This is a genomic window from Mesorhizobium sp. M1A.F.Ca.IN.022.07.1.1, from assembly GCF_003997575.1.
Taxonomy (GTDB): Bacteria; Pseudomonadota; Alphaproteobacteria; order Rhizobiales; family Rhizobiaceae; genus Mesorhizobium.
Genome location: NZ_RZST01000183.1, coordinates 1 through 11,819 on the forward strand (window position 1 = coordinate 1; position 11,819 = coordinate 11,819).

Annotated in this window: 10 protein-coding genes and 1 pseudogene; 2 read left to right on the forward strand and 9 right to left on the reverse strand. The window is 65.1% G+C overall.

Annotated elements, in window-relative coordinates:
- Positions 1-1,218: an ATP-binding protein gene (locus tag EOA75_RS19895; RefSeq protein WP_127324964.1), complete on the forward strand. Its 1,218-nt coding sequence runs from the start codon at positions 1-3 to the stop codon at positions 1,216-1,218.
- Positions 1,219-1,227: 9 nt separating this feature from the next.
- Here EOA75_RS19895 and EOA75_RS19900 read toward each other — a convergent pair whose 3' ends face one another.
- The 8 genes from EOA75_RS19900 to EOA75_RS19935 all read right to left on the reverse strand — a co-directional run bounded on the left by EOA75_RS19900 (position 1,228) and on the right by EOA75_RS19935 (position 10,206).
- Positions 1,228-2,214 (reverse strand): ABC transporter permease, encoded by a 987-nt coding sequence (locus tag EOA75_RS19900; protein WP_127324965.1) that lies wholly within the window; start codon positions 2,212-2,214, stop codon positions 1,228-1,230.
- Positions 2,211-3,197 carry an ABC transporter permease gene (locus tag EOA75_RS19905; RefSeq protein WP_127324966.1) on the reverse strand — a complete coding sequence of 329 codons (987 nt, stop codon included), beginning with the start codon at positions 3,195-3,197 and terminating at the stop codon, positions 2,211-2,213. The genes EOA75_RS19900 and EOA75_RS19905 overlap by 4 nt, the downstream gene beginning before the upstream one ends.
- Positions 3,194-4,741: a sugar ABC transporter ATP-binding protein gene (locus EOA75_RS19910; RefSeq protein ID WP_127324970.1), complete on the reverse strand. Its 1,548-nt coding sequence runs from the start codon at positions 4,739-4,741 to the stop codon at positions 3,194-3,196. Before EOA75_RS19910 ends, EOA75_RS19905 begins: the two co-directional genes overlap by 4 nt.
- 154 nt (positions 4,742-4,895) lie before the next feature.
- Complete coding sequence (locus EOA75_RS19915; RefSeq protein WP_127324967.1) at positions 4,896-5,930, reverse strand: ABC transporter substrate-binding protein; 1,035 nt, start codon at positions 5,928-5,930, stop codon at positions 4,896-4,898.
- A 69-nt stretch (positions 5,931-5,999) separates the two neighbouring features.
- Complete coding sequence (locus EOA75_RS19920; RefSeq protein ID WP_095783498.1) at positions 6,000-6,914, reverse strand: sugar phosphate isomerase/epimerase; 915 nt, start codon at positions 6,912-6,914, stop codon at positions 6,000-6,002.
- 18 nt (positions 6,915-6,932) lie between these two features.
- Positions 6,933-8,468 carry a mannitol dehydrogenase family protein gene (locus EOA75_RS19925; protein WP_245466686.1) on the reverse strand — a complete coding sequence of 512 codons (1,536 nt, stop codon included), beginning with the start codon at positions 8,466-8,468 and terminating at the stop codon, positions 6,933-6,935.
- Positions 8,465-9,247 carry an SDR family oxidoreductase gene (locus EOA75_RS19930; protein ID WP_095823471.1) on the reverse strand — a complete coding sequence of 261 codons (783 nt, stop codon included), beginning with the start codon at positions 9,245-9,247 and terminating at the stop codon, positions 8,465-8,467. The genes EOA75_RS19925 and EOA75_RS19930 overlap by 4 nt, the downstream gene beginning before the upstream one ends.
- A 71-nt stretch (positions 9,248-9,318) precedes the next feature.
- Positions 9,319-10,206: a MurR/RpiR family transcriptional regulator gene (locus EOA75_RS19935; protein ID WP_127213970.1), complete on the reverse strand. Its 888-nt coding sequence runs from the start codon at positions 10,204-10,206 to the stop codon at positions 9,319-9,321.
- 303 nt (positions 10,207-10,509) lie between these two features.
- Here EOA75_RS19935 and EOA75_RS19940 point away from each other — a divergent pair.
- Positions 10,510-11,554: pseudogene (locus tag EOA75_RS19940) on the forward strand (Gfo/Idh/MocA family oxidoreductase).
- Between the two features lie 31 nt (positions 11,555-11,585).
- Here the strand turns inward: EOA75_RS19940 and EOA75_RS34540 are convergent.
- Positions 11,586-11,819, reverse strand: a 234-nt coding sequence (locus EOA75_RS34540) for a hypothetical protein (RefSeq protein WP_127324969.1), incomplete at its 5' end; no start/stop codon positions are given.

The following is an 11,819-nucleotide window of genomic DNA, read 5'->3' on the forward strand; positions in this document are numbered from 1 at the left end:
ATGCAAGACATAACAGAGCAACGCCGCCTGGAGAGCCAGCTGCTGCAGTCGCAGCGGCTCGATGCGATCGGCAAACTGACCGGCGGACTCGCCCATGACTTCAACAACCTCCTCGCGGCGATCCTTTCCGGCCTAAGCCTGCTCGAGCGACAGCTGACGCTGGACGGCAACGCTACCAAGATCCTCGACATGACACGCCGCTCCGCCGGGCAAGGCAGGGATCTCGTCCAGCGCATGCTCGCTTTTTCGCGACGCCAGGACCTGAAGCCCGTGGCAGTACCCTTGTCGAGCCTTGGGGATACGATGAACGGGTTGGTTGCCCCTGTCCTTGGAGGCCTCGTGCGCTTCAAGTGGCTGGTGAGTGACGACACATGGCCCGTGTATGTGGATGCGGCGCAGCTCGAGCTCGCCTTGATGAACCTCATCTTCAATGCGCGAGACGCAATGCCTTCGGGAGGCACGGTTCTCGTCCGAACGAGCAACCGCAGCGTCGGCCACGCGGGCGACGAACTGCCGGCCGGCGACTATGTGGTGGTCGCTGTCGAGGACACCGGGACCGGAATTGCCGGCGACATGATAGGCAAGGTGGTCGAGCCGTTCTTTACAACCAAGCCGATCGGGAAGGGCACGGGGCTGGGTCTCAGCACCGTCTATGGTTTCGCCAAGCAGTCGGGCGGCACGCTCAGGATAGAGAGCGAGGTGGACCGCGGCACCATCATAGAACTGTGGCTGCCCCGATCCAATCAGCCGCAGGATGTCACCGAGGCTATCGCTGTTGCCGGGGCAGAGGCTGTCGAGGCTGCCGACGCGGAGCGCGCCACGGCGGTTGGCGAACGATCACTGACCGTTCTGCTCATCGATGACAGCCACTCCTTGAGAGAAATGACGGCCATGTCGCTCAGGCAGTCCGGCTTCGAGGTCGTAGGAGCCTCCGGCGGAGCCGAAGCGCTTGCCGCCATTGAGAGAGAGCCGGATCGATTCGACGTGATCGTCACCGACTTTGCCATGCCCCTTATCTCGGGCATAGACGTGATCCGGTTTGCCCGCAATTTGCGTGCCGGCTGGCCCGCGGTTATGATCACCGGCTATGCGGATGCGGAGAAAATCGTGGAGCGCCCCCTCGATGTCGCGCTCGTCGGCAAGCCGTTCGACGAAAAAGACCTTGTTGTGGCCATACATGCCGCAGCGCGCGGCAAGCTAATCAACGCCTCGGCATAGCTTCCCCTGTTACCTGTCCTCGATGATCCTCAAATAGGCCGCGGTCACGCACAGCACGATGAAACCGAAGAGGATGCGGCGGCCGCCTTCGGGCATATGCAGGATGGTGAGCAGCGTCGTCAGCACGGTCAGGATCAGCGCGCCAACAATGGTTCCCATATAGCCGCCGCGGCCGCCGAAGATCGAGGTGCCGCCGATGACGGCGGCAGCCACCGAAGGCAGCACCAGCGGCTCGGCGAGCGACAGCGAGGGTGCCTTGATCAGGCCGATATAGAGCAGGCCGGTGATGCCGGCGAGCAGGCTGGAGATGACATAGAGCGCCGTGATCACCTGCCAGTAGCGGACGCCCGAAAGCCGTGCAGCGCGCTCATTGTCGCCGACGGCGTAGAGGAGGCGGCCGAAGCCTGTACGGTTCAAGGTGAAGACGATCAGCACCGCCACCGGCACGAACAGGAAGAGCGCGTTGGGGAAGCCGTAGGTGAGACCGGTGCCGAGCCAGTTGAGGAAATCCGGAATCTTGGCGCCGGAGGCGATCACGGTGCGCTGGTAGACCTGCAGGAAGCCGGTGCCGATCAGGCTGGTGCCGAGCGTCATGATCAGCGGATGGACGCGGAAGACGCCGACGCCGACGCCGTTGACGAGGCCGATTAGCACCGCCGGCAGCATGACGAGGATGAAAGCCACCGTCGGATCCTGGTTGACGATTTGCGTCGCCATGATGAAGGCGCTCATCGTCGCCACCGTGCCTACCGAGAGGTCGATGCCGCCGGTGAGCATCGTCATGGTCTGACAACCGGCGAGGATTGCCAGCGGAATGGCGAACTTGGCGGTGTTGGCGATCCAGCGCTCGTTGACGATCCCGGGGCGAAGAACCTGCAGGATCAGCACCAGTATGACGAGCAGGATGATCAGGGGAATGAGCGGCCGGTCCGCCATGAAGCGCTTCAGGCGGCGGCCGAGCGAGACCGGCTGGGGCATGGTCGCGCTGTTCGTCATGGTGTTGCTCCTGCCGGGCGGCCCCGGATGGTGATGAAGGCGCCGAACATCACCACGGCGACCATGATCGCGCCCTCGATGATGGCCGTGACGTTGGGATCGATGGCCAGAAGCGTCAGGTCGGTGCGCACCAGCCTGAGCACGAAGACGGCGATGATCGGCCCGAGCAGCCCACCCTTGCCGCCACCGAGCGCGACGCCGCCCAGCACCACCGCCGCGACGCTGGCCAGCAGATAGGGACCGGGGATCGGCGCGCCGATGCCGGTGCTGATGGTGAGCGACAGCCCGCCAAGTGCTGCGAACAGGCCGGAGAGCGCGTAAGCGACGATCCTGGTGCGGGCCACCGGCACGCCGCTGCGGAAGGCGGCGAGCTCGTTGCTGCCGATGGCGTAGATGGAGAGGCCAAGCCGCGAGCGCCTGAGCGGGATCCAGATGACGAAGAGGCAGACAAGCAGCAGCACCAGCGCCTTCGGGACCCAGGCATCGGCCCAATCCGGCAGGCCGGGGATCGGCATGGTGCCGACGACGGTGGCCTTCAGCCACTCGGCGGCTGCGCCGCCGGGCGCGTCAAGCACCAGGAGCGCCGCGCCTTGCAGGACGAATAGCGTGGCCAAAGTAACCACGATATCCGGCACTCGGGTCACGACGATCAGGAGGCCGTTCAGCGCGCCGAGCACAAGGCCCATGGCCAGCACGAAGGGCACGACGAGGTACGCATATTCCTCGCTGGCGCCGTTCATCATCGAGGCGGCGGTGACGCTGGTCAGCGCCATCATGGCGGCCACCGATAGGTCGATGCCGCCGGCGATGACCACCACAGTCTGCGCCGCGACGGCGAAGGCGTAGGGGAGAACCGCCCGCGCCAGCGAGCCGAAGTCGCCGCTGCCGTAGCCCGGCTGGATCAGCTTGGTGACGACGAACAGGAATACGAGCAGGGCGAGCAGGCCGGCGACCCAGCCCTGGCGGCGCAGAAAGCGCATCATGGCGTGGTCTCCGCGTCGGACGTTGGCCTGACATCGGCAAGGATGCCGACATCCGCCCTGGCGCCGCGCGACAGGCCGTAGGCGGCCCGCATCAGAGCCGGCTCGTCGGCGAGCTCGACCGGGAAGGTGTCGACGACACGGCCGCCGAAGATGACGATGACGCGGTCGCAGACACGCTGCACTTCCTCCAGCTCGGATGTGTAGAAGAGGACCGATTTGCCGAGGCCGGCGAGCTCGCGCAGCAATTTGTAGATTTCCTGCTTGGTGCCGACATCGATGCCGCGCGTCGGGTCGAAGCAGAGGATGGTGCGGGCATCTGCCGCGATCCAGCGGGCAATCGTCACCTTCTGCTGGTTGCCGCCGGAAAGGCGCTGGACCTCGCCCTGCGCGCGGGTGTCGATCTGCAGCCGGGCGATAGCGCTTGAAACCACCATATGCTCCCGGCGCACCTTGATCGGTCCCCATTTGCGCAGCGCAGCGCTGAAAGGCAGCGCGATGTTCTCGCGCACCGAACGCTGCATGGCTAAAGCCTCTGTGCGGTCACCCGGCACGTAGGCGAGGCCGGCCTGGATGGCATCGCTTGGATGGAAGAACTTCACCGGCGCGCCATCGACGGCGATCGTGCCGCCGGCCGGGCGGATCGAGCCGGCAAGGGCGGCGAAGAGCTCGTCCTGGCCCTGGCCCTCGAGCGCGACGACGCCGGCCACCTCGCCATTGGCGAGATCGAAAGAGACGTCATGCAGCTTCGTGCCGAGCTGCAGGTTGCGGACCGAAAGCCGAGGGTGGCTGTCCCTCACGACCGGCGCTTCGCTTGCCGTGCGCGCCGCGGCGACGCTGGTCTTCTCGATACGGGCGCCAAGCATCATCTCGACGATCTTTTCCTCGACGCCGGGCTCGATGTCGACCACGCCGACGGTTGCGCCGTCGCGCAGCACTGTGGCTCGGTCGCACAGCGCCGAGATCTCGACGAAACGGTGCGAGATGAAGATGACCGAGCGGCCGCTGTCGCCCTGGCGGCGCACGACTTCCAGCACTTTTTCGGCAAGGTTGGCGGGCAGCGCGGCCGTCATCTCGTCGAGCAGCAGAACGTCGGGCTCGGCGGCGAGCGCGCGCGCTAGGTCGAGCACACGCAGGACGGCCAGCGGAATGTCGCGCGCGGTCTCGCGCATGTCGAGGTTCGGAATGCCGAGCTCGCGCACCCAGGCGCGGAACGGCTCGACCGGCGTGCCAGTGAGCCTGAGATTGGAAAGCACATCGAGGTCAGGGATCAGCGCCGGTTCCTGGTAGACCGGCAGCAGGCCGGCGCGACGCGCGGCGGCTGGAGAGCGGACATCGCGAGCTTCGCCGCGGATCAGGATGCGGCCGGCATCCGCCGGGATCGCACCAGTCAGGATCTTAACAAGGGTCGACTTGCCGGCGCCGTTGGCGCCCATCAGCGCATGCACTTCGCCCGGCAGCACCGATAACGATGCGTCACGCAGCGCCGACACCGCGCCGTAATTCTTCGCCACGCCGGTGGCGTCCAGCAATGTATTGTTCGGCAATTCGTTCGTCGTCAAAACCAGCGTTCTCGCATCAAGCGCCAAGGACGGCAGGTTCGCACCTGCCGTCCCGGCGACCTTATCTGCCGCAGTTCCTTATCGCAAAAACCGTAGGATGCTTTTTGCGAAATCTGCGGAGTTGAAGTCGCTCAGGCGACTATTCGCCCGGACCCTTGCAGGCGACGATCTGCTCCTTGGTGTAGGTGGTCCAGTCCGGGATAGAGATCGAGACCGGCCATTCGGGGCTGAGCGACGGATCGGCGGCCGCCTTCAGCTTGGCCTTGCCTTCCTCCGTGACATTTTCCCAGAGCTGCGGCTCGACCAGAACGGTTTGCTGCGCCGGCTTCTTGCCGTCGAGGATCTGCAGTGCGAGCGTGACGCCGGCGCCGCCGATCGAGCCGGGATTGGTGACGGCAGCGCCGACCAGACCCTTGACCGTGTTCAACTGGCCGACGAAGCCGGCATTGTCGGCGCCGACAACCGGCACCATCGGCGCCTGCTGCTCGACCAGAGCGTCGACGATGACGTTGTCGATGCCGGAGGTCCAAATGCCGTTGATCGGCGTTCCGGTGGCGAGGAAGGACAGGATCTGCTGCTTGGCCTGGTCCTGCTGCCAGCCGGTGAAGACTTCCTGCGCGATCTTCACGTCGGGGAATTCGGCCAGCGCCTTCTTGAAGCCCTTGTCGCGGTCGCTGTCGGCGGAAGCACCGGCGGCGCCGCGCATGTACAGCACCTCGCCCTTGCCGCCCATCTGCTGGAACAGCCACTTGGCGCCGAGATAGGCATACTGTTCCTGGTTGTTGGAGATGATGTATGCGGACGGCTCGGTCACCGCCTGGTCGACAGCGACAACGACGATACCGGCCTTGGTGGCTTCCTCCAGACCGGCCTTGATGCCGGCCGGATCGGCCGGGTTGACGACGATGGCGTTTACCTTGGCGCTGATCAGATTGCGGATGTCCTCGAGCTGGCCGGCGGCGTCGGTGTTGCGGTGGGCGATGTTGAGCTTCGCCACTTCGCCGGAGGCGAGCGCCTGGGCCTTCATGGCGCAGATCATTTCCTCACGCCAGCCATTGCCCTGCACGGTGTTGGAGATGCCGATCGTGTATTTGCCTTCGGCGGACGACACGCCCACCGAGGCAAGCAAGGCGGCGCCGGCAAGCAGTGGGGCCATGGTCAAGTATTTCTTCATTTCAGTACTCCTCCACATTGATTTCAGTTCCTGGGCTGCGAAGCGATCGAAGCCTAGCCGTTTGTCCCCTCATTTGACGAAGGGGCGCAGCACGTCGCGAGCCAGCAGGAAACCGCGCTTGACCTTCTCGTCGCTTCCCTCGAACCGGCGGTCCTCATGCTCGATGACCACCGGCCCGTCATATCCGGCCCGGTAAAGGCCCGAAAAGATGCTGCTCCAGTTGATGTCGCCAAGCCCCGGCATGCGTGGCACCTGCCAGCCTATGCCTGCGGAAAGGATCCCGCGCTCATACAAACCATCATGATCGATCATCAGGTCCTTGGCATGCACATGCAGCATGTGCGGGCCGAACTCGCGGATGAAGCGTTCCTTGTCGATCATCTGCCAGACGAGATGCGAGGGGTCGAAATTCATGCCGACGTCGCCGCCCCAGGCCTCGAGAATCCGGCGCCAGACATAGGGCGAATAGGCGATGTTGTGTCCGCCCGGCCATTCGTCATAGCTGAAGATCATCGGGCAGTTCTCGAAGGCGAGCTTGACGCCGTGCTCGCGCGCGTGGGCGATGATCGCGGGCCAGATTTTCTGCGCGGCCTGCCAGTTGTCGTCGACAGTCTTCGAGGCGTCGCCGCCGCAGAAGGTGTTGACGAGCGAGACACCGATTCGGCTTGCCAGCACGATCACCTTCTTCAGGTGATCGATCACCGCATCGCGATGCGCCTGATCGGGATGCAACGGATTGGGATAGAAACCGAGACCGGAGATCGTCAGGCCCTTGCCGGCGAGCTCGGCGGCAATGTCCTTGGCTTGCGCGGGGGAGGTGCCGGCGGCGTCGATATGGCTGGTGCCGGCATAGCGGCGGCTGGCGCCCGAAGTCTTCGGCCAGCAGGCGATCTCGAGCGCTTCGAAGCCGGCCGAGTTCGCCCAGTCGGCGACATCGCCGAGAGCAATATCCGGAAATGGTGCCGTGAGCAGTCCAAGCTTCATGATGCCTCCCGCTTCGTACTATGCAGATCGTGCTGGTCGCTTCAACCGTCCGTCTGTTGGGTCAGCGCACACATGTCTGACAAAGGCCATCGGATCATCTGACAGCAAACCATCGAGGCTGGTGACGACATTTGCATGGAACACGTCGCTGGCGGCAAGTGACGGATGAAAGATGGCTTCGATGGCAAGGATTGCATTGGCAAGGGCCTTGCTGTCCGAACCAACGCGGTCGGCGATGGCCGCAATCTTTTCGGCAAAAGGATCGGACACCTGCCAGGCGCGGCCGAAGCGCGACGATGCCTTGATCAGATAGGCCATCCAGCCCGCGATCGGAACCGACAGCAGCGCGCTGCTTTGGCCCTTAGCCAGGCGATCACTGACCGGGTTGAGCAGGCGCTGGACGATCTTCTGCGAGCCGTCGGTAGCAATCTGGTGATTGCGGTGGCGGATCGCCGTGTTGGCGAGGCGCGAAAGGCTTTGCTCGACATAGGCCGACGGCGAGATGCCGGGCACGGGCATCAGCGTCGGCAGCGTCTCTTCCGTCAGCATGCGGCGGACGAAGGTGGCAAGTAACGGGTCGGCCATGGCGTCCGATGTGTGCTCGAAGCTGCCCAAAACGCCAAGATAGCTGAGCGTCGTCTGGGCGCCGTTCAGCACCCGCATCTTGAGATGCTCGAACGGCGTGACGTCGTCTACGAAAGCGGCGCCGATGCGGTCCCAGCGCGGCACGCGGCCGGCGAAGCGGTTCTCGATCACCCATTGCCGAAAGCGCTCGCCGACGACGACGGCGCTGTCGCGATAGCCGAAGCGCTGCTCGACCGTCTCGATATCGTCCTCGGTCGTTGCCGGCGCGATGCGGTCGACCATGGCCGAGGGGAAGGCGACGTTGGCGGCGATCCAGTCCGCCAAGCCGTTGCCGCGCCGCTCGGCGAATGTCCGCACGACATTGCCGAGGATAGTGCCGTTGGCCGGGATGTTGTCGCAGGAAAGCAGCGTCACCGGGCGGCCATGCGAGCCCATGCGCAGCTCAAGCGCTCGTGCCAGGATGCCGGGCACGCTGCGCGGGGCCTCGGGGTTGGCGAGGTCGCGGACAATGTCGGGATGGTCTAGGTCGAGCGCGCCGCTCGACGGGATGTGGCAATAGCCCTTTTCGGTCACCGTCATCGTGACCATCTCGATATCGGGCGAGGCGAGCACCTCGAGTGCGGGCGCGGCGCTGTGCTGGCTGTCGACCACACGGGCGATGCTGCCGATGACGCGGGCCTCGACCTCGTTGTTCTGACGGATGAGCCGCGTGTAGAGGCCGTCCTGCCGGCCGAGCGTCGCGGCGAGCACGGGAGGCCGGATGTTGATGCCGACGAGCCCCCAGCGGTCGAAATCATCCGCCAGGAGGTCATCGGTGTATTCGGCCTGGTGGCAGCGGTGAAAGGCGCCGACGCCGATATGGGCAATGCCCGGCCGCAGCGCCGAGCGAGCGTAAGCCGGTTTGCGGACTTCAGGCGGCAGGCCGCCGAGCAGGGCGGGGCCGAGATTGGCGGAGGGTGAGATGCTCACCGGTTCGCTCCGATCACCCATTGCTCCTGGTCGATCAGCGCGCCGGTCATCGGCCCGGCCGCGTCGGAGAGCAGGAAGACGGCGAGGTTCGCTACGTCGGTAACGGAGAGTAGCCGGCCGAAGGGCTGCGCGGCATTGGCCGCGTCTAGCCAGCCCGGGCCGTGGCCGAGCGTTTCGGCCTGCATGACGCGTTCGGCGGGCGTGTCGGTCCAGCCGACATTGATGCCGTTGACGCGGATGCGATCGAAGCGGTGCGCGTTGGCGGCATTCTTGGTCAGCGTCGCCAGGGCGCCCTTGGTGGCGGAATAGACGGCGAGATCCGGCGCGCCGCAATGCGCATTGATCGACAGGATGTTGACGACGGCGCCGCCTTGTCCGCGCTTTTTCATGTCGGCGATCGCCGCCTGCATCAGGAAGAAAGGCGCACGCGCATTGACGGCGAACAATGATGTCCAGTCGTCGAGGCCGGCATCGACGAAGGAGGCCCGGTCGGTCAGAGCCCCTGCATTGACCAGCCCGTCGATGCGGCCGAAGCGCTCGGTGCATGCGGCGGCGAGCAGGGCCGGAGTCTCCGGGACGCCGAGGTCGGCTGCCAGGAAAGCGGACGGCGCCCCGATCGCCGACAGTTCCGCCGCGACCGCGTCGCCGCGCTGCCGGTTGCGGCCGGTGATCAGCAAACCTTCGGCGCCGGAACGGGCGGCCGTCCAGGCAATCGCGCGGCCGATGCCTTGGGTCGAACCGGTGATCAACAAGACCTTGCCGTCGAGCCGAACCTCCATTCCTCCTCCCGGAACAAAGTTTCTATTTTCTCGAATATGGAACGACAGTTCCTTGCAGTCAACTGCGCCGATCAACCTGTCCGCCGCGCGACGACGCCGTGGACCAAAGCCATGCCGACGGCGAGCGAAGCGGCGAGCGAGCGGAAGCCTGCGAAGTCCTGTTCCACCACTTCCAGCCAGGTGTCGGAGAGTTTCACCAGCGGTGAGAAGGTGCTGTCGGTGATGGCGACGATGCGTGCTCCGCGATCATGGGCGAGGGCGACCAGGTCTGGCGTAATCGAGTTGTAAGGGCTGAAGGAAACGGCGAGCACCGCGTCGCGCTGGCTTATGCAGCCGACCTGATCGAGCGCGGTCGAGCCGACATTGTCGACCAACACGTTGCGCACGCCCTGTTGCGACAGCGTCAGCGACAGATAGGTGGTGACCGGGAAAGCGCGCTTGCTGCCGATGACATAGATCAGCTCGGCTCCCGCCAGCAAGTCGGCCATCTTGTCGAGCCTGTCGGTGTCGAAGCCATTGCCGATGCGGTTGAGCGAAGCCTGCGAGGCGCCGACCATGCCGTTGAGGAAATGCAAGTCGGCGTGGGGTTCGGCTGCTGCCGGTCCCTTGTTGTCGCGCGTGCGTCCTTCCGGCCAGGAGCCTTTCATGTGGTCCTTGAACAGGCCCTGGAAGTCGGAAAAGCCGGCATAGCCGAAGATCTGCGCGAAGCGTACCAGCGTCGAGGGCTGCACGCCTGCCTGCGCCGCCACCTGGGCGATGGTGCCAAGCGCAACGTCGCTCGGATGCTGCCATAGGAAGATGGCGACCTGGCGCATCCTTTTCGGGAAATGCACGGTGCCGGAGGAGAGCACCGCGCGCAGCTCCTCATAGGTTTGTGGTTTCGTGTGGCCAAGTGCCGCCAGCGAACGGCCGCGTTTCCGGGTAACGCTCTCGCCGGGTGAGGTTCGTGCGCCGCTCATCAGATGGGCCGGATTTGAGCTGTTGTACGTGAGGCGCCCCGAACTTGCGGTGAAGATCGCCAATTGTCGACGGTTGGAGAAAGGGGAGAATTCAAAACCTGAAGCGATTGTCTTGCTTCCATCGCCTGGACAAGCCGGCGGGTAGCCATGCGACGCTTCACCATTCGAACCCTCCTCCACCGGTCTCGCATAAGGCTAGTGCGGCACGATCATTTTACAAAACAAAATTTGGAAAAGCTGTTCGAAATTGGCGAGGCGCCTCCTATAATCCCTGCGTTGGAGGCATCCGGGAGGACTCGAACCATGGTCTACGCAACCGCTGACGGAACCCTACGCAAAGGCCTGACGGTCGGCATGGTCGGCGGCGGTCGCAACGCCTTCATCGGCGCGGTTCATCGGTTGGCCATGCGGCTCGAAGACCAGATCGCGCTGGTGGCGGGTGCGCTGTCCTCGGATGCCGAAAACGCCGCGGCATCGGCCGCCGAGATCCGGCATCGACGTCATCTGCGACAAGCCGCTGTCGACGACGCTTGCCGAGGCTGAGGCGTTGGTGGCGTTGACGAAGGCCAAGAAGCGCCGCTTCCTAGTCACGTTGAACAACACCGGTTACGCCATGGCGCGGCAGGCGCGCGAAATGGTGGCAGCGGGCGAACTCGGCCGCATCCTGTCCGTGCACGGTGCCTACATCCAGGACTGGCTGACGCAGCCGATCGACGCGCAAGGCCAGAAGCAGGCCGAATGGCGCACCGACCCTGCGCGCGCCGGGCAATCGGCGGTGCTTGCCGACATCGGCGTGCACGCCTTCAACCTGGCGAGCTTCATCTCCGGCTTCGAGGCTGACGCCGTATCGGCGGACCTTTTCACCGCCGTGCCAGGTCGTCGCCTCGACGACAACGCGCATGTCCTGGTGCGCTGGACCGGCGGGGCGCGCGGCACCATCCTCGCCAGCCAGACTTGGCCCGGCCACTACAACGATCTCTCGGTGCGCATCTATGGCGACCGGGCCGGGCTCGAATGGTCGGGCACGCGGCCGGAGGAACTGCGCTTCGCGCCGTATGGCGAGGAGGCACGCACGCTGGTGCGCGGCGGCCACGGCTCGACGGCGGAAGCCCGGCGCGTCTCGCGCATGCCGGCGGCGCATCCCGAGGGCTATATCGAGGCCTTCCCCAATTTCTACCGCGATGCCGCCGACATCATCCGCGCGCATCGAGCGGGCGCTGCGGTCGACGTTGCGCGCGCGGCGCAGGTGCCGGACGTCGTCGACGGCGCTCGTGGTGTGAAGTTCCTGGCGGCGGCAGTGGAGTCGAACGCGGCCGGAGGAGCCTGGACGCCGGCGCGGTTTGAATAGACGCCGGCTTGGTGCTTTAGATCAATCCGCTTTACAATGCGCGGCGGCGCGACCGGCCGACGTGTCGCGAATCAGTCGAGCGCCCGATGGCGGCCTCATCGATCCTGCACCGATATGGCTTCGTAGCCCCTGCACCGAGCGCACCCGAGTGCTTGGGAGGCACGTCGTTCTCATCCGGATTGGGAACGGGTTCCTCGTCCGGCAGCCTCTCCGGATCCGGTTCGCGCATCGGTTTTGGGTCGGGAAACGGCGGCGGCGTGGGGAC